At 60.9% G+C, this 22,588-nt stretch carries 18 protein-coding genes and 1 pseudogene; 8 read left to right on the top strand and 11 right to left on the bottom strand.

Annotated elements, in window-relative coordinates; translation table 11 throughout:
- Positions 1-17: 17 nt before the first annotated feature.
- The 3 genes from GGQ88_RS03280 to GGQ88_RS03270 are packed head-to-tail and all read left to right on the top strand — an operon-like array spanning position 18 to position 2,643.
- Positions 18-818 carry an FkbM family methyltransferase gene (locus tag GGQ88_RS03280; RefSeq protein WP_183611659.1) on the top strand — a complete coding sequence of 267 codons (801 nt, stop codon included), beginning with the start codon at positions 18-20 and terminating at the stop codon, positions 816-818.
- Between the two features lie 12 nt (positions 819-830).
- Complete coding sequence (locus GGQ88_RS03275) at positions 831-1,685, top strand: class I SAM-dependent methyltransferase (protein WP_183611658.1); 855 nt, start codon at positions 831-833, stop codon at positions 1,683-1,685.
- 16 nt (positions 1,686-1,701) lie between these two features.
- A complete protein-coding gene (locus tag GGQ88_RS03270; RefSeq protein ID WP_183611657.1) occupies positions 1,702-2,643 on the top strand; it encodes a UDP-glucuronic acid decarboxylase family protein in 942 nt (313 codons plus the stop codon).
- Between the two features lie 38 nt (positions 2,644-2,681).
- Here GGQ88_RS03270 and GGQ88_RS03265 read toward each other — a convergent pair whose 3' ends face one another.
- Positions 2,682-3,998: a capsule biosynthesis protein gene (locus tag GGQ88_RS03265; RefSeq protein WP_425490402.1), complete on the bottom strand. Its 1,317-nt coding sequence runs from the start codon at positions 3,996-3,998 to the stop codon at positions 2,682-2,684.
- Positions 3,999-4,168: 170 nt separating this feature from the next.
- Between GGQ88_RS03265 and GGQ88_RS03260 the strand changes: the two genes are divergently transcribed.
- Positions 4,169-5,635: an LTA synthase family protein gene (locus GGQ88_RS03260; protein ID WP_343057068.1), complete on the top strand. Its 1,467-nt coding sequence runs from the start codon at positions 4,169-4,171 to the stop codon at positions 5,633-5,635.
- Here the strand turns inward: GGQ88_RS03260 and GGQ88_RS03255 are convergent.
- Positions 5,616-6,371 (bottom strand): SDR family NAD(P)-dependent oxidoreductase, encoded by a 756-nt coding sequence (locus GGQ88_RS03255; protein WP_343057067.1) that lies wholly within the window; start codon positions 6,369-6,371, stop codon positions 5,616-5,618. The genes GGQ88_RS03260 and GGQ88_RS03255 overlap by 20 nt on opposite strands.
- A gap of 243 nt (positions 6,372-6,614) precedes the next feature.
- On the opposite strand from GGQ88_RS03255, the gene GGQ88_RS03250 reads away from it, so the two are divergent.
- Positions 6,615-7,238, top strand: coding sequence for a sterol desaturase family protein (locus GGQ88_RS03250; protein ID WP_183611655.1), 624 nt, complete (start codon positions 6,615-6,617; stop codon positions 7,236-7,238).
- On the opposite strand, the gene GGQ88_RS03245 is transcribed toward GGQ88_RS03250, so the two are convergent.
- From GGQ88_RS03245 to GGQ88_RS03225, 5 genes are read right to left on the bottom strand one after another with little or no spacing between them, the layout of a single operon-like run.
- On the bottom strand, positions 7,235-8,437 hold the full coding sequence (locus tag GGQ88_RS03245; protein WP_183611654.1) for a glycosyltransferase family 4 protein: 1,203 nt from the start codon (positions 8,435-8,437) through the stop codon (positions 7,235-7,237). The genes GGQ88_RS03250 and GGQ88_RS03245 overlap by 4 nt on opposite strands.
- Positions 8,434-9,915 (bottom strand): capsular polysaccharide export protein, LipB/KpsS family, encoded by a 1,482-nt coding sequence (locus tag GGQ88_RS03240; protein WP_343057066.1) that lies wholly within the window; start codon positions 9,913-9,915, stop codon positions 8,434-8,436. The genes GGQ88_RS03245 and GGQ88_RS03240 overlap by 4 nt, the downstream gene beginning before the upstream one ends.
- Complete coding sequence (locus GGQ88_RS03235; protein ID WP_183611653.1) at positions 9,912-10,526, bottom strand: histidine phosphatase family protein; 615 nt, start codon at positions 10,524-10,526, stop codon at positions 9,912-9,914. Before GGQ88_RS03235 ends, GGQ88_RS03240 begins: the two co-directional genes overlap by 4 nt.
- A 10-nt stretch (positions 10,527-10,536) precedes the next feature.
- On the bottom strand, positions 10,537-11,352 hold the full coding sequence (locus GGQ88_RS03230; RefSeq protein WP_183611652.1) for a 3-deoxy-manno-octulosonate cytidylyltransferase: 816 nt from the start codon (positions 11,350-11,352) through the stop codon (positions 10,537-10,539).
- A 43-nt stretch (positions 11,353-11,395) separates the two neighbouring features.
- A complete protein-coding gene (locus GGQ88_RS03225) occupies positions 11,396-12,394 on the bottom strand; it encodes a KpsF/GutQ family sugar-phosphate isomerase (protein WP_183611651.1) in 999 nt (332 codons plus the stop codon).
- Between the two features lie 187 nt (positions 12,395-12,581).
- Here GGQ88_RS03225 and kdsA point away from each other — a divergent pair, with 187 nt between their 5' ends.
- From kdsA to GGQ88_RS21750, 3 genes and pseudogenes are all read left to right on the top strand, one after another.
- A complete protein-coding gene (kdsA, locus tag GGQ88_RS03220; protein ID WP_183611650.1) occupies positions 12,582-13,412 on the top strand; it encodes a 3-deoxy-8-phosphooctulonate synthase in 831 nt (276 codons plus the stop codon).
- 50 nt (positions 13,413-13,462) lie between these two features.
- On the top strand, positions 13,463-14,485 hold the full coding sequence (locus tag GGQ88_RS03215; RefSeq protein WP_183611946.1) for a phytanoyl-CoA dioxygenase family protein: 1,023 nt from the start codon (positions 13,463-13,465) through the stop codon (positions 14,483-14,485).
- Between the two features lie 81 nt (positions 14,486-14,566).
- Positions 14,567-14,665, top strand: a pseudogene (locus GGQ88_RS21750) (IS5/IS1182 family transposase); the annotation flags it as partial.
- Positions 14,666-14,705: 40 nt separating this feature from the next.
- Here the strand turns inward: GGQ88_RS21750 and GGQ88_RS03205 are convergent.
- The 4 genes from GGQ88_RS03205 to GGQ88_RS03190 all read right to left on the bottom strand — a co-directional run bounded on the left by GGQ88_RS03205 (position 14,706) and on the right by GGQ88_RS03190 (position 22,389).
- Positions 14,706-15,626, bottom strand: coding sequence for a formylglycine-generating enzyme family protein (locus GGQ88_RS03205; protein WP_183611945.1), 921 nt, complete (start codon positions 15,624-15,626; stop codon positions 14,706-14,708).
- A gap of 661 nt (positions 15,627-16,287) precedes the next feature.
- Positions 16,288-18,582: a TonB-dependent receptor gene (locus GGQ88_RS03200; protein ID WP_183611649.1), complete on the bottom strand. Its 2,295-nt coding sequence runs from the start codon at positions 18,580-18,582 to the stop codon at positions 16,288-16,290.
- A 272-nt stretch (positions 18,583-18,854) separates the two neighbouring features.
- The gene (locus GGQ88_RS03195; RefSeq protein WP_183611648.1) at positions 18,855-21,041 is read right to left on the bottom strand and encodes a TonB-dependent receptor; all 2,187 of its coding nucleotides are present in this window, start codon (positions 21,039-21,041) and stop codon (positions 18,855-18,857) included.
- 403 nt (positions 21,042-21,444) lie between these two features.
- Complete coding sequence (locus GGQ88_RS03190; RefSeq protein WP_246385411.1) at positions 21,445-22,389, bottom strand: LysR family transcriptional regulator; 945 nt, start codon at positions 22,387-22,389, stop codon at positions 21,445-21,447.
- Positions 22,390-22,588 lie beyond the last annotated feature (199 nt).

Below are 22,588 nucleotides of genomic sequence, written 5' to 3'. Positions count from 1 at the left end.
CACGGATTGGAGCGAGAATGACGAGCAAACGGATAATATCGATCCACACGACTGCCACGATTACGGGAGTTAGTGAGGGCGACAGCTATATCGAAATTGTCGAAGGACAATTCGAGAAACGATTTCAGCAGCTTTTCGAGAAATATCTGCCGGAGAACGCAGTTGTCTTTGATATTGGGGCGAATATCGGTCTCGTCTCGATTATTGCCGCCAAGATCAGACCAGGTAGTAGGGTTTATTCCTTTGAGGCGGGCGCGCACGTCTGTGAAGTTTTAAAGGAGAACGTTGCTAACAACTACTTGAGCAACGTGTTCCCCCAGCACTGCGCGGTGGCAGACTTTGACGGCTCGATCAGCTTCATCGAAAATTCGGCCTATGGGCACGCTGTTGAGGGTGGCAGTTCGAATGACGATGGCAGCACGGTTGCGGTTCCGTGTTTCCGGATCGACAGTCTCGTTCAGAAATTCAGCCCGCAGGGTGTCGATTTGATCAAGCTCGACATCGAAGGCTTTGAGCCTCAGGCACTCAAGGGTGCGATAGCGACCATATCCGATTTCGATCCAGTATTTCTCATGGAGATAAATCCATGGTGCATTGAAAATTATGGGAAAGTAGATTTTAAAATCTTCTGCCAAGAAATTTTTGCGCAGTTTAAATTCGTCTACATTATCAACAAGAATTGGCATGAAGAGCACCCAATTCGTCCGATCAATTTTGACGAGTTGATGGGGTTTATCGATGAAAGCGAAAGCCTTTTCGTCGACGATTTGGTTTTCTGTAACAGTCCGAAATTGTGCACCATCGCGGAGCATGGATAAGGTAGCTGTATAATGACTGTTGAAAACGGCAGGCGGGATTTCGTCTCTACTATTGCGGGCATTTTGGACAAGACCGATGGGGACGCAATTGGCCTTCCTAATGCCCCCGGTGTTCCGGCAGTCATTGAGACTTCGATAGCAGGTGCTTTTGACGCTTGCTTGACCGAGATCGGTGTTGCTGCCGACTCTGATGAATTTCGCTGTAGTCGAGATCGTTACCTGACAATGGCATCAATCGTTCACGTGCGCTTGTCGTGCGGCTCGCGATTGCTGGTGGGATATGCCGCGCCAGGGCATCTGCCACTTCTGCTCGAGAAGGCGGGCTATGATGTTTCCGTGTTCGATCCCAATCCGCACTGGCGCGAACGCTATAACCCGAAGGCTCTGGCCGACCGCTGGCCGTCCGAAGTCCTCGATCTTGACGGGGGTGGTCTTTCGGCGGCTACAGGCTCGGTCGATGCCGTAGTTCTGACTGGTGTACTTGAGCGACTGTTCATGCACCATCCGCGCGCGATGGTTGCCGAAGTCCGCCGTGTCCTGCGGCCTTCCGGCCTCGTGATCCTGACAACTCCGAACGTTTGCAATATTAGTAACGTCGTTTCGTTGCTTCAGGGCAACAATGTCTTTTGGGATACGGACATCTTCTATGGCGGAACCGACCGTCATAACCGTGAATACACCCCGCGAGAGGCGCGTGCCCTTTTCGAAGGAAACGGGTTCGAAGTGGAGCAGTTTTTCGGCATGAATGATCACGCGAATTGGCGTTCCGGGTCTGCTCACCATGTCTACGATTTTCAAGCAATCAACGGTGATGTCGATCACCCGTTGATGCGTAACACCATCATCGGCGTCTTCAAAAAAGCATAGGCCTAAGGATTTCAGGATGAATAAAGTGCTAGTTACAGGCGGCGCCGGCTTTCTCGGCTCTCATTTGTGCGATCGATTGATTGCGCGCGGTGACGACGTCCTGTGTGTCGACAACTTCTACACCGGCAACAAGCGCAACGTGGCGCATCTTATCGGCAACCCGTCCTTCGACATCATGCGTCACGACGTTTGCTGGCCGCTTTATGTTGAGGTTGAGCGGATCTTCAATCTGGCTTGCCCGGCCAGCCCGATCCACTATCAGAACGATCCGGTGCAGACGACCAAGACCAGCGTTCACGGCGCAATCAATATGCTGGGCCTGGCAAAGCGCGTCAAGGCACGGATCCTGCAAGCCTCGACCAGCGAGGTCTATGGTGACCCTGCGGTCCACCCGCAGACCGAGGACTACTGGGGCAACGTCAACCCGATCGGCATTCGCAGTTGCTATGACGAAGGCAAGCGCTGCGCTGAAACGCTGTTCTTCGACTACCATCGCCAGCACGGCCTTGAGGTCAAGGTCATGAGAATATTCAACACTTACGGCCCGCGGATGCACCCCGAGGATGGTCGGGTTGTCTCGAACTTCATCGTTCAGGCTCTGCGAGGGCAGGATCTGACCATTTATGGTGACGGCATGCAGACACGCAGCTTCTGCTACGTGGATGACCTGGTCGACGGCATGATCCGGCTTATGGACAGTCCGGCGGACTTCACGGGTCCGGTTAACATCGGCAATCCCGGCGAGTTCACGATGATCGAACTGGCCGAGACTGTGATACGGCTCACGGGAACTTCGGCAAAGCTCGTGTTTCAACCACTTCCGCAGGACGATCCCAAACAACGTTGCCCTGACAACTCCCTCGCCAAGGAAAAGTTGAACTGGCAGCCAAAGGTATCGCTCGAGGATGGTTTGAAGGAGACTATCGCCTATTTTCGGTCGACCTTGACAAACGATTGAATGAGAGAGGCAGCCGGAATGAGCGCCGGACGCGCGCCTCATTCCGGCTGCAGTGGGTGACCTTCGAATCGCGCGACAGAATGGCGTACTACCTGCGCCAGCGCTTCCTCCGAAAAAAAGCCCCCCGGTATCAGACAGCGGTCGATCAGCACGCGTCGAAATGCCTTGAACGTTCCCTCATCAGGCGCGTTGGGCGAGTTCCAGAACGTGTCCAGCCCGCCTTGGTACGTGATCCCGTCGATGTCGTAGATCGCATTGCCCAGCACGACGGCAGGAATTCCCATCGACAGACCCAGCGTGCCGCTCGTGCTGTTGATGGTGATCATGCCGCGTGAGCGACGCGCAACCGGCACGATGTCTCCGGCAGGCAGGTAATCCACGCGGTCTGCCACGCCATAGCGCACCGCCATGTCGCAGGTGACCTGTTGCCAATCACGGACGCCGTTATCCAGCGGGTGTTCCTTCACCACCAGTCGCGCATCGGCCGGGGCATGTGCGGCAAAAGATTCGACGACCAGCTTGAGTGGTTCGGCGATGCCTGCGAACGGCGAATGCAGCCGGATTTGCGCGTCTGAATCCAGTTGTAGCGGGAAAAGGTAGTACGGTGCGTCCGAAGCCTCCAGACGCGCCATCAGATTGGCCGCTTCGGCCTCGCGCTCCTTGCGACGGCGCAGCTTGCGCACCCAGCCCATCGCCTCGACCAGCGGATGCCACGGGCGGTGGTTGTTCCAGTTGCTGTAATACCAGCGTGTCAGCACGTCCGCGGCGTTGTAGGCAAGCCCTTCGGTCGCGCGGCGGCGGAACGAGGATGGCACTTGGCGATGCTCTGGCACCGGCGGCAGCTTGGCGGCGGTCTCGCGGTACCACTGCGGATCACGCGGCAGCGTTGAATGGCCGTTCACGCCGTCGCGTTCGAAGGTAACCCAGTCTGGCCGGATGTAGCCTTCTTCGAATACATGGACCGGGATGCGTAAGGTCCGGCAGACCTGCGTTGCGATCATGTGATGGTCGCGGCAATCGCCGAACAGGATCACATCGGTGATGCCGTTCTGTGCGATGATCGATTCGAGCGCCTTGGGCCAGTCGTCGAGCGTGCCGCGATAGTCGATGCCGCCGGGAAGGCGCCAGAACAGGCGGTCACCGCCGTTGAAGTTGACCTTGTGAACCCGGTGTCCGGCTGCAATCAGGCCCTGCCCGAGACGCCGGAACAGCGGCCCCATCAACCCCTGGAGCAGCAGCACGCTACGCTTACCACGCGGCGCGGCAGCAGGCGCAACAGCGGCCATTCCCGCGTTGCGCACTTCGTTGTGAAATCCGGTGCCGAGGACCGTTGACGGAGACTTTTCGAGCGACATGCCGACCGCCCTAATCGCTCGAACCTGTCTGGTCGATGAGCCAGATCACGCTTTTCACCGGTCAATTTGATCCGCTTCGCCATGGACCGATGGTGACAGCGCCGGTTCGGGTTGATAAGCCGCAACGTCTCCAGTCCGTTCACCCCGTACGGCAGCCGGTGATGAGGGTCGTGGCAGACAAGCTTCTGATATATCTGGCATTGCTGATCGGCACCTTGCTGCTTGATGCCTTCGTGCGTCCGCGTAGCGGCCGATTGGGCGAGCCGTGGCTACGCAGTCCGGCAGGGACCTGGCTGCATTCAGGCCTTGTCACGGCGGTCTTCGGGCTATTCCTGACGCTCTGCGCAAATGCGCCCGCGTCGGCGGCACTGACGCTCGCCTTGGTCGCCCTGTTCACGACAGTGTCAAACGCCAAGCGCGCGATGCTGGGCGAGGCGTTGGTGTTTTCGGATCTGGCGTTGATCGGCGCGGTGTTCCGCCATCCCCAGTTCTATCTCTCCGCGCTCAAGCCATCGCAGAAACTGGCCATTGTGGTGGTTGCGCTGGTGGCTCCGGCGTTGCTGTGGTGGATGTTCGTGCCCGAACTCGCGGGGCATATCCAGGGCCTCTTGCTGCTGACGGCAGGGATTGGCGCGATCTGGCTATCACTCCGGTGCCCGCCATGGTCACGGCTTGCGACCGAGCCGGACGCCGAAGCCGATCTGGCGCGACACGGCCTGATCGCCACCCTGCTGCTTTACCGCGCGCGTTGGCGGCAGACCGACGATCCGGTACCGCTTGCGCCGATCGCTGGGGTGGCAGATCCGCACGAATTGGCGGTGATCATCCAGTGCGAATCGTTCGCCGATCCGGCCGAGCTGTTTGGCGATCCGGCGCTGGCCTTGCCAGGTCTTGCCCTTGCGCGCGAAGACGCCTGGCAGTGGGGTAACCTGCTCGTCGGCGGGTTCGGTGCCTATACCATGCGCACCGAGTATGGGGTACTGTTCGGGCGCAACGAAGACGACCTGAGCTTCCGCCGGTTCGACCCGTTCCTGACCGCGCTGGGCGAGGCGACCTACGCATTGCCCAACCGGCTGGCGGGCTGGCGCAGCGTGTTCGTCCATCCCCACGACATGCGCTTCTACAACCGCGAGGTGATCATGCGCGCAGGTGGCTTTGCCGACCTGGTCGGCGAGGATCGCTTCGACCCGCCGTCCGCGGGGGAGGGGCGCTATGTTACCGACGCGGCCATGGCCGATGCCATCGCCGACCTCGCGCATGCAGCCGACGAGCCGACGCTGCTCTATGCCGTGACCATCGAAAACCACGGGCCGTGGGAAGCCGAGGCTGGCAATCGGCCGGACGACCTCAAGCAGGGCTACCTGCGCCTCGTGCGCAACAGCGACGCCATGCTGACCAAGCTCATGACCGAGCTTGCAGGCTTGCGCCGACCGGCAACGCTGGTGTTCTTCGGCGATCATCGCCCCAGCATTCCGGGCGTGTCGGTGCCGGGCGGCGCGCGGCACACACCCTACGTCATAGTCCGGATCGATGCCGAGGGGCGCTGTGTTCGCAGGGAGGGCGAGCGTACCGACCTCACGCCCGCGCAATTGCACCACGCGATCCTCGGTCTGCTGACTAACGCCCCGGAGGACTGAGCGCGCGCAACAGCCGGTCACGCAACGGGCGCGGGAGGATTCGGTCGACCACACGGAGCAGCGCGAAGGGCCACGGCGTAACAAGATGCGCTTTACCTCGCGCCGCTGCCCGCACGATCCGTGCCGCCGCCACGTCAGCCGAGATCGCGAGCGGCTTCGGCCCTGGCACCTGCCGCGCTGCTGCGGTGTCGATAAATCCGGGCGACACCAGCGTCACCTTCACGCCATGTGGCGCGACATTGATCCGCAACGCTTCGGCAAAGCGCGCGAGGCCTGCCTTGGACGCGGCATAGGCGGTGGCAAACGGCAAGGCGTGGAAGGCAGCCGCCGATCCGATCAGCACGATGTGCCCGTGCCTGCGGGCCGCCATCCGCGCTGCCAGTTCGGTGGCAAGGGCCGCAGGGCTTACGAAATTCACCACGCCGAGCCGCGCGACCTGCGTTGCCGATTCGACGAGGTCACCGGCTGCGCGGATATCACCCAGACCCGAGGCGAACATGGCAACGTCGAACGGGGTCGCGCCGTCGTCCAGCACGAGTGCCGCGATCGCTGCGTCGGTGTCTGCTAGGTCGAGCGAGCGCACCTGCGTCCCCGTGGCTCCTGCGGCAGAGCAGGCTGCGGCAATAAGGGAGAGGCGCGTCGCATCACGCCCCCAAAGCGACAGGAACGCGCCTTCACGCGCAAATTCAAGCGCAAGCGCACCGCCAAGTTCGCCAGAGGCTCCTGTCAGCAACACCCGCGCGGGAATCTGCGCATTTGCGCCATTTCGGAAGTGATTTCTCGGCATGTACGGGCTAAGTGACGATTCTCGATGTGCGCGTGAAGGATAGCCCGACCCAGTGGTAAGACGAAGCGAGAAATGTGCCTAAAATGGAACCACTTCGCACTTGCGTCGTCTTCCTTTGGGCCCGGTTTCGATTGTCGAATGGTCCTAATAGTCCTTGACACTCAAGCACATGTCCTGTCCAGAATTGAGCCAATGGTAAGTCGTAATTCGCACTCGCAGCAGGTCCGGCTGTTCCGCAACGAATGGTTGGAGAGACTCACCATAATCTCGCCTGCGGGCTTTGCCGTGGTGTGGAGTATTTCCTTGCCGATGATCGCCTGGGTAGGCTGGGGAACTGCCACCGTGCTGCCCGCGCTTGGGCTCGTCGCGCTGGGTCTCGCCGTCTGGACGCTGTTTGAATATTGCATGCACCGTTACCTGTTCCACTGGGAACCAAACGTGCGGCTGCTCGACCGCTTCGTGTACCTGATGCACGGCAATCACCACGCCGCACCCAACGATCCCTTGCGCAACCTGATGCCCCCGATCGTCAGCTTTCCCATCGGCGGCGCGGTCTGGCTGGTGCTGGTTGCGATTGCCGGTCCTGTCGGAACCTGGATATTCCTTGGCTTCATGAGCGGTTACGTCATTTATGATATGACCCATTACGCCTGCCACCAGTGGGCAATGCGCGGACCGCTGGCTTTTGCGTTGAAGCGCCACCACATGCGGCATCACCATGTCGGGCAGGACGGCAATTTCGCGATCACCGCGCTGTTCTGGGACCGGGTCTTCGGCACGTCGATCACCTCGCTCAAAGCGCGCGAGGAAGCCTAGCTTCCTGCAAGCTCGCCAATAGCGAGCGCCACAGTTTGCATATGCTCGGCCCATGTCGGTTCGTGCCATGCCGGCAGTCGCTGCATCTGCGCCTGATGGGCCGGACCTTGCATCGAATGATCAAGAATGAGCGCCTGCCACCTCGCGCCATCGAGCGGCCCCACGTAGTCGGGCACATCCCCGCCGACTTCGCGATGCGCCGCGATATCGCTACACACCACCGGTACCCCGACTGACAGCGCCTCTGCCACCGGCATGCCGAAACCTTCGGCGAACGAGGGCATCAGCAGCGCGCGGCTGCCCCGTAACAGCGCTGAAAGCTGTGCGTCGGAACAGCCGTTGATTTCCTCGACGTGGGAAGCGAGTGCAGGGCAGCGATCGAGCATGTCGAGGACCTGCTCGTTCTCCCACCCGCGCCGCCCTATGATAACCAGCCGCGGTACTTGGCGCTCGGGCAGGCTCCCGGCCATCTCGCGCCACAGGTTCAGCAACAGCAGGTGGTTCTTGCGCGGCTCGATGGTACCGAGGCAGACGAACCACGGGCGCGTGTCGTTTGATACTACAATGCTGGCGGACGCCAGCTTCTCCGTGCCAAGCAGCGCCACATGCACAGCGATATTGCGGCCGCTACGTTCGATCCACGGCTGGAATGACCGGCCGGTCGCGGCGGAATTGACGATCACCGCGTCTGCGTGATCGGCCAGCGTCTGCATCCGACGCCGATGCAGGCCTGCGCCGTTCGGTCTGGCGTACTCGGGGTACTCGATCGGGATCAGGTCATGGACCATGCACAGGAACCGCGCGTTCTCGCGGTCGAGGATGCGATAGACCTGCTCGCCGCGCGTCAGGTGATGCGGCGAGACCTGCACGTAGACCGGGCGTTCAGAGCATGTCTGGCGCCGCACGCGCGTTGGCCACAATCGCGCCAGCCACGGCAGCACCGAAATCAGCGAGCGCTGGGCGGGTCCGCCATCTTCCCGCCCCCAACGCCGCTCAAGTTCGTCGAGGTAGGCCAGTGCGGCCTCACGCTTCAGTCGGCCATAGACGCCCGTCGGATGCGCCGCCGCAAAGGCCAGACGCTCACCGTACTTGCCCAGCAGCCCGCGCGCGTAGGCCATCTCCACCCGGTCTACCCCGGACGGCGTTGAATGACGCACCCTTGAGATCAGGCGCGAGATATCGAGAATTACCTGGGTCATCGCCAGTATGCCATGAACCGGCCCTGCCATCGGCGCAATGGAGCGACCCATCCGATGCGGTTTGGCGTAGCGGCACTGGCCATGCGGCTCACCAGCACTTCGGGCGGGCAGGGCAGGCCGGTCACCGGATCAAGATAGCGCGGATAGAGGATCAGCACACCCGCCACCAGTTCATCGAGCGTCAACTTGCGGCCGCGCCGATCGGGCACTGCGCCCAGATCGCGGGTGAGGCCCCAGCCGGCGTAGAACGGCGTGCCATGGCAGGTCACGTCACGGCCCCGCATGAGTGCCTCGAACCCGGTCAACGAGGTGTTGCAATGGACCGCATCGACGACATTGAGCAGCGCCGCCATCCCGCCGCCGCGTACGATCCGGTCGGCGAACTGCAGCGCGTCGGCGTCCGGAACCGCACCTTTGCGATGCCCGGCATCGACATCGGGGTGGGGCCGAAACCAGATCTCGGCCTCGGGTTCGAGCGCGCGGACCCGCTTTAGCAGTTCGAGATTGGAATGAAGTCCGCCGCCGCCTGCAAGTACGGACATGTCGTCCTCGACTTGCGCGGGCACCAGCACCAGTCGGCGTCCCTCCGCGCGCTGCGGGACGGGCGATCCTCCACCGGCTGAATACTTGCTGATTCCGGCCGAGACGATCGTCTCGCGCAAAGTTGCTGCGCGCTTGGTCAAGTCCGGTGAGAAACCTGTGGTCGCAAGGATGTGCTCCAGGTCGCTGGGCGCAGACGGATCGAAGTGGATGCCGCGCGCGTCCACCACCACCGACGAGGGCGGCACGAGATTGCTGCCAAGGCCCACAGAGCGAACGAAGCCGTCCTCGACGCGAACCAGCCCGGTGCCCTGTTCGCGCGCCTTGGCGATCAATTCGGGCGAAACCCGCGATGGCCAGATCGCCACCGCGCCGCCGTGCTTGCGTGCGACTTTCAGCGCCGCCGTCGCGCGCGAGACGATCGGCAGCTTGCGACCTGGCACCCACAGGAACCGCCGGATTTCGTCGCGCTTCCACCACGCCATGCCACTGGCGACGCTGACCGCGCGGTTGGCCTCAATCTCGCGCCGCCATTGCGCAAGCAGGGCAACTGTCGTCGCGAACGTGGCCGACGCACCGGTAAACGGGTCGATGTATCGGATATCCGCAAGGGCCTGCCTGGCCCGCTCGCGCAGGGTCTCCGGCTTATCGCCGGGATGCCCATATCTGCCGCTCGAAAGGACCTCGACTGGCAGCCCGAGGATCGCCGCGATCGCGACCTGTTCGTCGTCGCCATGCGCGGCGAGACGCGTGGCGGTTGCAAGCGCGGTCCAGGGGTCATGCGCGCCATCCGCCCAGAACGCTCCGCCCACGCGCGCATCGCTGAGCATATCGAGCGCATTGGCGGGCAATGCTACGGGCGTGGCGGAAGGCTCGGCCACGACTGCCGACGCCTGCGGGAATGGCGGCGCGCGAAGCAGGAGGGGCAGGGCGCTCACGGTCGAATGCTCCACTGCGCCACCGCAAACGTCCCGTCCGCCGCCTTGTGGACCACGCCATAGCTCCCGGTCGCAAGCTTGAGCCCGTCGCCTGGCGCAACTCCGGCGGCCATCAGCGCAAACCGCGCCGCGCCGTTGCTGGTAACCAGCAGCGTCGGCGGCTGGCCCGGCAGCGCGCCTGCGAACAGCTCGCGCCAAGCGGCAATCCTTGCGTCGGCATCGACCGACCAATCGGGCGGCGGGGTGGCGTCCCGGTCCCAGGCTGCCAGCGCCTCAGCACCGATCCGCGCGAGCACGACATCTTCGGTCTGATTCTCGTCCGGCCCATGGTCGATCTCGCGCAGGAACTCCGCCTTTTCGGGCACGACCCGATCGACCTGCGCTGCGATGATCGCGTCTGCCGTCTGCCGGGTGCGCTGCAGAGGCGATACGAGGATCCGGCCGAACCGCATGCCCAAGGCCGCAAAATGCGCACCCAGCGCCTCGGCCTGCTCGGCTCCGCGCAGGGTCAGCGCCAGATCGGTGCGCGCGCCCACCCGCCGGGCAGGTTCCCCTGCCTCGAACGTGTTGCCGTGGCGTACGATGATGAACAGCGCGTCGGTATCGGGCATCGGTTGGGTATCAGACAGGATAGGGATCACCGAACCGGGTAATCGCTTCGTCCGCCTTGGCAAGGTCTTCGGGCGTGTCGATCCCCGAAAGCAGATGCGCCGGAACGTCGACTTCGACAGTATCCACCCGCCAGCCGTTCTCGATGAAGCGGAGTTGCTCCAGGCCTTCGAGCGCTTCGTAGACACCGGGCGCTGCGCCCGCGAACCATTCGAGCGCGCGCATCGTATAGCCGTAGAGCCCCAGATGCTGCCACACCGGAGACATTGGCTGCTCGCGCAGCTGCGCCTCGTTGCGCATGGCGGGCAGGATCGATTTGGAAAACCACAGCGCGCGTCGGTCGGACGCTCTGACGCATGTCGTGCCGCTGAACGGGGCGGTTTGCTTGTGCGCTCGCAGCCGGTCGAGCCGCGCCCAGTCGAGCTGGAATACCGGCGTCGCCACGTCTGCACCACCCTTGCGCAAGGTCGCCATCAATCCGGCCACGATAGCAGCGGGAATGAACGGCGCATCGCCCTGCAGGTTGATCACCCGCGCCGGGGCAGATTCTCGTTGCCGAGCCGCCGCGAAGGCCCTGACCGTGCCTGAATCGAGTTCGGCCGCGGTCATCGCGACCTCCACCCCCAGCGATGCCGCATGGTCAGCAATCCGCGCGTCGTCGGTCGCGACCAGCACATCGCAGTTGCCAGCCTGCACCGCTGCCGCCCGCGCGATAGCCACAACGCGATCGAGCAGCGTCCGCCCCGCAATCGGCAATAGCGGCTTGCCCGGAAGGCGCGAGGAGCCGAACCGGGCGGGCACGACGATGAGGTCAGGGACTGACACCATTGAGCGCGCTTATGGACGCACGGCCCGCGACCCGCCAGCGCGTTCAGACAATCCCGGTCCTCACGATATCGTGCATATGCGCCACGCCCACCAATCGGCCGTCATCGACTACGAAAATCACCGAGACCGCATTTTCATTCATGATCCGCAGTGCTTCGGAGCACAGCGTGCCGGTCCGCACCGTAACCGGGCTTGGCGACATATGCAGCCCGATCTGGTCCTCGAGGTTATGCACCGCGATGCAGCGGCGCAGATCGCCATCGGTGAATACGCCGATCAGCATGTCGTGCTCATCCACCACCGCCGTCGCGCCATAGCGCTTACGGCTCATCTCGATCGTCGCGCTGCTCAAGCTAGCCTCGCGCCGCACTTTCGGGATCGCGCCATCGGTGCCCATGACCTGGTCAACCGCCAGCAGTTGCGCGCCGAGCTGTCCGCCGGGATGAAACACCCGGAAATCCGAAGGGGTAAAGCCGCGCGCCTCGATCAGCGCGACCGCCAGCACGTCGCCCAGCACCAGCTGGAGCGTCGTCGATGATGTCGGAGCCAGGTCGTTCGGGCAGGCTTCGCGCACCAGCGGCAGCGCCAGACAGATGTCGGCCGCGCGCGCCGCCGTGCTCTTGGGCCAAGCGGTCGCGACGATCAAAGTCACTCCGAAACGGTTGCAGTAGTGAAAGATATCTCCCAGCTCGCTGGTCTCGCCGGACCATGTGATCGCGAAGACGACATCGTTTTCGGTGATGAGGCCAAGGTCGCCGTGACTTGCTTCGCCAGGGTGGAGGAACAGCGCTGGTGTTCCTGTAGAGCGAAGAGTAGCCGCAATTTTTCGTCCAATATGGCCGCTTTTCCCCATTCCGCTGACAATAACCCGGCCATGCGTGCGGGCCATCGCCTCAATAGCGCGGTCGAGAGACAGTCTAAAGCTCGACGTTTCGAGTACGACCTTCAAGGAATCCAGGGCGTGGATCTCCGTTTCTATGGTCTTTAAAGCTGATTCTGTGTAAGTGGGTGCCGTTTTACGTGTGCTCATGTCGATCTTCATATCATGCATATCGCACCGCTGTCATCTCCCTGTCGAGAGCGCCTTCCTTTGATCAGGAACCGACTTCCCGGCAGATCGTTGCCAGCAGCCTTAGTCTCTGCGTTGGGGTCTTCAAGCTCGACTCTTCACCCTGTCTACACGCATGGGCAATGTGCCAACCATCCGGACGACGAATTGGATCCCGAGAATGCTCTTGTGTGGACATAAAATTGGACGTGATGCACCCCTCTTCGTGATCGCCGGTCCCTGCGTGATCGAAAGCGAGGCGCACACGCTGTCCATCGCCGAAACGTTGGCTGGATGCGCCCAAAGACTAGGGTTGCTGCTCGTTTTCAAGGCGTCGTTCGACAAGGCGAACCGTAGTTCGGACAAGTCGTTGCGTGGCCCCGGCTTGGACGAAGGGCTTCGCATTCTCGAAAAGGTCAAGAATGTCACAGGCTTACCCGTGATCACAGACGTTCATGAACGCGAGCAGGTGAGCGCGGTGGCCCAAGTCGTCGATATCCTGCAAACGCCGGCATTCCTTGCCCGCCAGACCGACTTCATCGCCGCCGTGGCTGCCTCGGGAAAGCCGGTGAACATCAAGAAGGGCCAGTTCATGGCCCCATCCGATATGACCCAGGTCGTCGCCAAGGCGCGCAATGCGGCCATGACGGCTGGGGTCGAGCCTGATTCGTTCATGCTCTGCGAGCGCGGCGTCTCGTTCGGCTACAACACGCTGGTCTCGGACATGCGTGGCTTGGCAATCATGGCGCAGACCGGCTGCCCGGTCGTGTTCGACGCCACCCATTCGGTGCAGCAGCCCGGCGGCCTCGGCGACAAGTCGGGCGGTCAGCGCGAATTCGTGCCCTTGCTCGCGCGCGCTGCCGTGGCGGCGGGCGTATCGGGCCTGTTCATGGAAACCCACCCCGACCCCGACAACGCCTGGTCGGACGGGCCCAACGCGCTGCCACTCACCGATTTCGAGCCGTTGGTGAGACGGCTCCAGGCGATTGACGCGCTGGTCAAGGGCGCTTAGCGGCTTGGCGATGTTCGAATTTGTGCAGGCGACGTAAGTCCGTGGTTACGATGATCGGCAAGGTTCTGCTCGGTCCCTTGTGGCTGCTCCAGCTTGCTACCGGGGCCAAGAGTTTCCTCGATAATCCGCTGATCGGGTCGCGTCGGCTTAACCGCCACGGCCTTCATCTGGGCAGGACAAGGCTGGCTGACGCGATGAGCCGGTGGCGCAGACGTCGTCTCGCGCGCGATGTGCCGCCCGCTTGGCGCGAGGCGTTCGATCGCGACGGCTTTGTCGTCATCCCCGACATCGTTCCGCTGGACCAATTTCCGGCCCTGCGCGACGCGATCCTGACCTATCAGGGGCCAGCGCGCGAAATGCAGCAGGGCGATGCCATCACCCGCCGTATGGCGGTGGACCCGGTCATGCTGCAGGCGATTCCAGCCCTGCGCACCTTGCTCGAACGCCGCGATATCGTCGCGTTGCTGCATTACGCGGCCAGCTTCCGCACGACTCCGCTGCACTACATCCAGACGATCGTCGCCCACGCCGGCAGCGCCGGCCCCGATCCGCAAGAGGTTCTCCACGCCGACAGTTTCCATTCCTCGCTAAAGTCGTGGCTGTTCCTCAACCCTGTCGCCGCCGACGGTGGCCCGTTCTGCTACGTGCCGGGTTCGCACCGCTTCACGCCCGAACGTCTGGCGTGGGAGAAACGCCGCAGCCTCGCCGACCCGCGCGCGATCGATCGTCTGTCAGCGCGCGGCTCGCCGCGCGTCACCTCGGCCGATCTCGACGCGATGAAGCTCCCGCCCGCGCAAGCCGTCGCTGTTCCCGGCAACACGCTGGTCGTCGCCGACATGGCCGGCTTCCACGCGCGCGGCGCGTCGGTTCACGCAGGTGAGCGGGTCGAGATCTGGTCCTACGCGCGGCGCAACCCCTATCTGCCGTGGCTTGGCGGCGACCTGCTCAGCCTGCCCGGCCTGGCCGAGCGCCGCGTCGGCTGGCTGTGGGCGTTCCGCGACCGCTTTGAAGCCCGGATCGGCCAGCCTTGGCGCCCGGTGGGGGTCCGCACGCCGATCGACAGCCAGTCCTAGCATAAAGCGCAATCATTTCGCGCTTGAGCTAGTCCGCCAAGGCCCCAGCTTGGGGGGGGGCAGCGTAGACCGGCACCGTTGCGCCACCTGATCGAGATTGATTTTTGTCGGATCAAGGACTTCCGCCGTGTCGCAACCCGCTACGACACACTCGCAACCACCCTCGCGTGCTGGCTCTGATTGAGTCTCAGCCCTAACTTTTGCGGCTCACCCAACTCGCTCAGCGAGCCTTGGGTGCTCGCTTTATGCAACGAAACCCGATGTGACTCGTCGATGTATCAAGCGATTCGGGGTGCCGCGCTGCCGGGCGATAACGCTGACAATAGTTCGCAGCGCACAAGTGCGAGCCGCCTTTGAGAACCTTGCGTGGTATGCGCGCCGGTGACTGCGGATCAAAACTGGCAGCCCGTGACGGCCCCCGGGGGTTGCTGGGTGTGCAACATGATCTGTTCTGCCCAGCGCTCGCGCGCGGCGCGAACCAGTCGCTGGTCCATTCCCAGACATTGCCGATCATGTCGAACAACCCGTAACCATTGGGAGGATAAGTCCGCACCGGCGAAGTTCGCTCCCACCCGTCTTCCAGTGTGTTTGCGAACGGAAAAAGTCCCTGCCAATAATTTGCCAGCGGTTTGCCGCCGGGCGTCAGCATGTCGCCCCATGCATATTCGGCGCCCTCCAGCCCGCCCCTTGCTGCAAATTCCCATTCGGCCTCGGTCGGCAGACATTTGCCTGCCCACTTCGCATAAGCCTCGGCATCGGAATAAGCGACGTGGACCACGGGATGGTCATCGAGCCCGTCAAGAGAGCTGCCGATTCCCAGAGGATGGCGCCAATCCGCGCCGAATTCGAACGACCACCATTGCATGGGGTCGCTCGTATCGACGGGAGTGGTAGTCTTGCGGAACACCGCCGATCCCGGCTGCCCCATCTCGGGCAACATGCCGGGATAGTCCGCAGGATCAGGCGCTATTTCGGCAACCGTAACGTATTCTGTCGCAGCCACGAATCGCGCGAATTGGGAATTGGTAACTGGTGCTTCGTCGATCAGAAAGGGATCGACCCGGACGGTTTGGCAAGGTGCTTCTTCCGGGTAGAACCGCTCCGATCCCATCGTGAAGGTGCCACCCGGCACTTCAATCATCTTTTCCAGCATCATGTTCGCGAAATCCATTGGCGGCTGCGGTTGCCGCAATGCAACCAATATCATTCAACGTCGATGTACCGTCAGGCAGATCGGCGCGCGTAAATTCCGAACACCCCAATAATTGCATAGCATACCGCCGACAACGCCAGCGCGGGTCCGAGGCGTCCCGTCAAACCGCGACCGCGCCCGTGGCCAGAGGGACGATAGCGCCGCCATTGATGGCGACGCTGATGATACCGGAACCATCGCCGGTCGCGCGCCGAGCTTTTCTGGCGCCAGACGGAAGGTCGTCGGAAACATGATTGCGTTCATCAAGCCAACGGCAAGCAGGTTATAGTCGGCAACTATGCCGCTCGTGTTAGTCGAGATCAGGATTTGCGTGATACCGCCAATGGCTGCGAAGGCGAGCGCCTTGCCTGGGCTGACCGCACGCAGCACCGCAGAGCCGACCGGCCATCGCGCCGCTACAGTCAAGGCTTATCAACTTGCCCGCGCTTTGTTCGGGCAGGCCATCACTGCAGGATCTTGCAGATAGCTCAGGATCGTGGATCCGATTGTCGCTTCGGCGCCGACGCCAAGAAGGATGCGTCATGCGCCGAAGCTAAACCGTGGACGGTGCAACAGATCGATCCCGCTGCACTCCCAGGATATCAGGTTGTCAGAACTTGTGGCTGACGTTCAGGCCGATCGTGCGCGGTTGCGTGTAGTTGAACCAGTTCGGATTGAAGGAGGTCTGGTTGTTGAAACCACCACCAATCACGCCACGCTTGTTGGTCACGTTCTGGAGAAACACCTGCACAGTGAAGGCATTGATATCAAGTCCCGCGTTGAGGTCCAACGCGGCATATTCGGGATATACCTGACGCAGCGGAGCATCGGGCGCGGTGCCATCGGGCGCCTTGTTCACGAACTCGCCACGGCGGTTACCGACATAGGTCAGCGAAGCGCCGAAGCTTGCCGTGACGCTATCCGACAGAGGCCTGACGTAATCGACCGAGAAGCGACCCGACCACTTGCTGTTGTACGGCAGGGCATCGCCCTTGAGACCGAACAGGGCGTTGGAGTTGATGTCTTCGGCCAGTTTGGCATCGATATACGCAAGCCAGGCCTTGACGTTCAGCCCTTCGACGGGCCGGGCTTCAAGCGAAACCTCGACGCCCTTGCTTCGCGCCCTGCCGGCATTGCCGTTGTAGGTGAAGCCGTTTTCCCCGACGAGCTGAGAGATCTGAATGTCTTTCCAGTCAATCAGGAACGCCGAGACATCATAGGACAACAAGCGATCCAGCAGGTCGCCCTTTGCGCCAAGTTCATAGTTCACGATCTTGTCGGGCTTGAACTGGCACGGAACGGGAACTGCAGACAGCGGGCTGTTGCAGTTCGCATTGGTGCCGCCGGGCCGGTATCCGCTCGCCACGCGTCCATAGATCATGTGATCGGGCGATGGTTTGAAGCGCGGTGAAACTTGATAGGTGAAGGAGTGCCCATCGGCCCTTGGATCGGTGTTGGCAATGATGACCTGGCTTTGACCCAGAATCGGGTTCCCGTCATTGTCAAAAACAGGGAAGATATTGCGCTCTCTGTGCTTGAAGTTCTGGGTGTTCTCGCTGTAGCGGCCCCCAAACTGCACGTCGAACTTGTCTGAAAGCCGAACGGTCGCATTGCCGAAAGCTGCCCATTCGTCGAACTTCAGCGAATCCCGCCACTGAATCGGAGTGCCGTAGATCTCTCCGGTGTTCGGATTTGTAGCATTCGCATCTACCCGATACTTTGCGTCTTCGTGCGTATAGAACCCACCCACGATCCAGTCGATGTTGTCGCCCACGCCGCCTGAGAACCGCAGTTCCTGCGAGAACTTGTCGACATCATAGCCCTGGCGGAAATTGTCGCCGAATTCCGTGATCGGGAAGAAGATCGGCGGAAAGACGAAGAATGTCAGGCCGGTGTTGGTGAAGTCGATAAAGTCGTAATTCTTGCTGCGAGAGTAGGCGCTGATCGAGGCAACGTTTACCGTTCCGAGGTCAGCGTTCATCACTGCGCTGAACATCTGGTTTTCTGCACGTGAACGGCCGGCTCCGGCGATATCGGTCTGCTTGCTGAACGAACCGGTCGTGATGTCGGCGTTCGACGAGCCATAGATGTTGCGAACCTGATGCATCGCACCGAGCTTCAACGAGAAGGAATCGCTTGGTTTCCACAGTGCCGACACGCGGCCGCCGGTTACCTTCGATGCGTTTACATCATTCCTGCCGGTGCGCGCGTTGTCGATGAAGCCGGGTTCGTCGCGGTGGAACATGCTTGCGCGCACGGCAAAGGTTTCGCCGACCGGCAGGTTGATCGCTCCGCGAAGATTGTAGCCCAGCGTGCCCCCGCCGTCTTTCACCAGAAGGACGCCACCACCGACAGAACCGCTGATCTTGTCGGTTGACGGGTCGATGGTCACATACTTCAGGAGACCGCCGATGCTGCTGGCTCCGTAAAGCGTGCCCTGCGGGCCGCGCAGCACTTCGATACGCGCCAGTTCGCTTGGGTCGAGGTCAGGGGCAGAGCCGAACAGCCCGCCTTGCCCGGTCGATGAGCCATAGGGCACGTCATCGACGGTGTACCCGATCGTGGGGTTGCCGGTCACCGGGCCAGTGGTGATGCCACGGATCGCAAGCTGGGCGCGACCGTTCTGGAACTGGAGGTTGACTGCAGGAATGGTGGAGAAGAAGTCCTGCGCCTTCGTCTGGTTCTGGGCGAGCAGGGAATCGCTCCGGATCGCGGTGATCGGCACCGGGACGTCCTTGAGGCGTTCCTCGCGCTTTTGCGCGGTAACAATGATCTCGTTCGCGTTCTGCGCCGCATTGCCGGGCGTTTCCTGGGCAATTGCAGCTCCGCACAGCGCCAACGATAGCACCGTGCCCGAGCAAAGTGCTGTAGTCGTGTATGTCAGTTTACGATTCAGAATAGTCATTTTATCCCCCCTTTAGAGATATAATTTAGGGTTTTGGTGAAGTCGTGTAATTATTAATTTAATAAGGCAATTAATTGTGATTGTAATTTGTCATTAATAGACGAATAATTACTGACTAGTTTAATGGCCGTTCAGATATTGGCGCTTCTCTTGGGGAAAGGCGCACAACTTATTGCCGTCGTCTCGTCAAAAATTCCCGTTCGACGTTTCGACGATCGAGATGTCGGCCATTGGTTCTGCGGTTATTCTTCCGCAGGATAGCTGCCCGTGTTTCAGAAGGCCTTGGTGATGGTGACACCGAAGGTTCGCGGATCGCCGTGCTTGGTGAAGTAGATGCTCATCGGAGAGAAGGGCACCGACTCGTTCAGGTACTGCGTCTCGAAAAGGTTCTTCACATAGGCTGAAACCGTCAGCCCCGTACCTTCGTGTTCGAAGTTCACGAACGCGTTGGTGATCGTGAAAGCTTTCTGACTGGCGATCGGGTCTTCGTTGTTATCGAAGTATTGCAGGCTGTTGTAAGTCGCTTCGACCCGTGGCGTCAGTGTCACGCCTTCGCTCAGCGTGAAGGCGTATTGGGCAGAGGTCGTGAGGTTCAGGCGCGGCGCGAGTGGCAGGCGATTGCCGGAGAGCGCTACCAGATTGGCGATGGTGACCTTCCTGATCTTCGCATCGAGAAGTGTGCCAGCCAGTTGCAGCTTCATTCCCGAGATCGGGCGCACGGCCAGGTCGAATTCAATGCCGTAAGTCCGCGCGCTGGCAGCATTGACGACCTGCGTGACGGGAAACCCGTTGTCGGTGAAGTTGAACACTTGCATGTCGCTGAAGTCGTTCAGGAAACCAGCAAGGTTCAGGGTGACCGCGCGGTTAAGCCAGCTAGACTTCAGGCCGATTTCAAACGCGTTCACATATTCCGGTTCTACCGTGCTGAATTCTTGAGGCAGGAACACGGTCCCGTTGAACCCGCCGGTTTTGAAGCCGCGATTGAAGCTCGCATAAAGCAACTTGGTAGGATCGACCTGATAGTTCACACCAAGCTTGAAGGTCGGCGCCTTGAATGTGCGCTTCGTGTAAGCGTCAACCAATGCAGTCGGCGAACCCAGAGGAACGAAGACGCCATCGTCGACCGTCAGGAAGCTGATGCTCTTGTTTTCGTAGGTGTAACGCGCACCGGCGATCAGGCTCAGTTGGTCGGACACCTTATAAGTGAGCTGGCCGAAAGCGGCGTAATCCGATGTCTTCTGGTTGTAGCTCTGGTCGCTGGTTCCCCCCAGGAAAGCCGTGATGTTGCTGGCGGTCAGGCGCTCGTGGAAGAAGTAAAGTCCGCCCAACCACGAAAGCGGGCTGTCATTGTCCGACGCCAGGCGCAGTTCCTGTGAAAACTGTCGGCTGAGGTCGTTATAATCAACCGTGGCGACCTCGGCGGGTGAGGCATCGGTATCCTCGAACGTCGAGTAGCGCGTCCGATCATAGGACGTGACTGAAACGAGGCTGGCACCGCCAAGATCGGCCTCAAGCCGCAGAATGCCTCCCTTCTGACGGATGCGCTCCCGCTCATCCTGATAAGGGCTCGAGATCGTGAAGAAGTCTTTGTTAGCGACAAAGCCGTTTATGTCGCCCAGTTCACCGGTGCCGGTGGGGACTAGGCCCCGGCTGTAATAATAGTTCGGGTTGGCATTGGTGTTCGCGGCATGGACATTGGCAACGATCGTGACATCGTCACTTGCCTTGTATCGCACGATGGCGCGGCCTGCATATGTCCGATAGCCGTAAGTGCGGCGATTGGTGACGTCATTGAACTCAACCCCGTCGCGACGGTCATACGTGCCGGCAAAACGAAGCGACAGTTTGTCGTCCACCGGGATGGTGATGCCGCCTTCGATGCCGTGCTGGGAAAATGCCCCCGCACTTGCAGTGACATGGCCTTCCAGCGCATCGCCAGGTTGGGCGGAGTTGAAGTTGATCGCACCACCGGTGGTGTTCTTGCCGTAGAGAATGCCTTGCGGACCGCGCAAGACTTCGACGCCTGCAAGATCATACATCTGTGCGAGCTGGCCTGATCGCGCGGCTATGAAAACTTCGTCCTGATAGACGCCGACCGCCTGCTGATCGGTGGCATTGAAGCTTTTGAAGCTGATGCCCCGGATGGCAAACACCGGCTTGGAAAACTGGAACGATCCGGCGATCTGCAGACCTGGGGTGGCAATCGCGAGGCTGCGCGGATCGGTGATGTGCGATTGCGCCAACGCGGCGGTATCAAACGCGGCGATCGAGATCGGCACCTTCTGCAGCGGTTCGGCACGGCGCTGCGCGGTGACGATAATCTCGCCTTCGGTGTTCGCATTGTCGATTACCTCGGCGGTCGAGGTGTCCTGCGCGAGAGCTGCGTAAGACGAGCCGGCAAGCGTCGCCCCGATCAGCGATCGCGCGAACCATCTCAATGCCATCGAGCGTGCAGCCATGATTTCATACCCCTGATTACGCAGTCTCTGCGCATTTATTTTAAGCTTAAAACTGTTGAGATGTTGGACCCTTGTCAAGCGGAATTTCCAGAGGGAAAATCTTCGGGTCGTCCGACGTCGCCGCTGGGATGCGGGCCAGCACCCCCACGATTGCAGGCGTCCGCAGGTACGGATGGGTCAAGGGAGGCATCGCGCAGGGGTGCGCTATCGTCTCCGTCGCCAAGCCAACCGGCTATCGCGAATGGCTGATGGGCGCGCTTGTCGCCCCGCGATTATCTCGTTTTGAAATAATCGGATGGGCAGGTGGTGCAGGACGCCGATACGTCGCCGAATGGCGTACATTCCGCGTCCGTTTCTTACCGCCGTTCCCTCGACACCGGTTTTCCGATCTCGGATTTGACGATCAGATAGCCGAGGCAAGCGCCAGGAGATTGGCGTTCGAAGCCTCCGCATCTCCACGCATTTCCTGCCTGACAAAATCCACGAATGCCCGAACTTTTGACTGGGCATAGTTTCCGCGCGGGAAAATGATGTGCAGTGAAATGCGTTCGGTCACCAGATCGGGCAACAATGGTTCCAGTCGGTTGGCCGCAATATCATCCTCGACCAGAAAGCGCGGCAGATAGCTTATGCCAAGCCCTTCAAGCGTAGCCTCGCGCGCCATCCGCACCGAGTTGCTGGTCAGCGGTCCACGATTGATTGCCACCGTCACGTCTTCCGACAGCCGCCATTCGCCCACTTTTGAGATATGTGTCTCAACGATGCAGGTGTGGTCCTTCAGGTCATTGGCGACGTGCGGGCGCCCTGCATGTTGCAGGTACTCGCGTGATGCGACCAGCACCATGGGATAGTTGCGCAGGCGCACTGAATCGAGCGAACTGTCGAATGTTTCGCCCATCCAGAAAGCAACGTCGAAGCGTCCCTTGATCAGGTCCACCTTGCTGTCCGACAAATTGAGAAAGAGGCGGACGTCGGGATATGTTTTCAAAAAGCGCGGCAGGATCGATGTGAGATCAAACAGCGAGGAGACGACCGGCGCGTTGACCTTGAGTTCTCCGCGCGGTTTCGAAACCATGCCGTTGATGATCTGGTTGGCCTCACTCACTTCCTCGACGATCCGCGCGCAGCGCGCATACATCTCGCGCCCGGCAGGGGTAAGCGTAACGGAGCGGGTGGTGCGATCGAGCAATCGCACGCCGATGCTCTGTTCAAGCTTGGCGATCTGGCGGCTGACAGCGGCCTTTGAATAGCCCAGCATGTTCGCCGCGCTTGAGAAGCCGCCAGTGCTGACGACTGCAGCAAACGACATCATCGCCATCACGTTACCAAGATCGGGCTTTTCGTCCATGCGTTCTCCTCTTGCACGCGAGGCTGCAAGTCAATGGCAGCCTCTCCGTATCCGCCAGCCACTCATGATGCCAAGCCGTGCACCAAGCCGGGAATTGTTCACTTAACGTAAGAAACACCGCCATAACACTATCACTGTTGCATGAGTGTACTAAATGCGCGAAGACGGTGCGTCACAGATGTGCCGCCCTGATTCGAGA

The sequence above is a fragment of the Novosphingobium hassiacum genome (assembly GCF_014196055.1).
Classification (GTDB): Bacteria; Pseudomonadota; Alphaproteobacteria; order Sphingomonadales; family Sphingomonadaceae; genus Novosphingobium; species Novosphingobium hassiacum.
The sequence above is the reverse complement of the archived record's forward strand: the minus strand, read 5'-3'. Positions and strand labels throughout refer to the sequence as shown.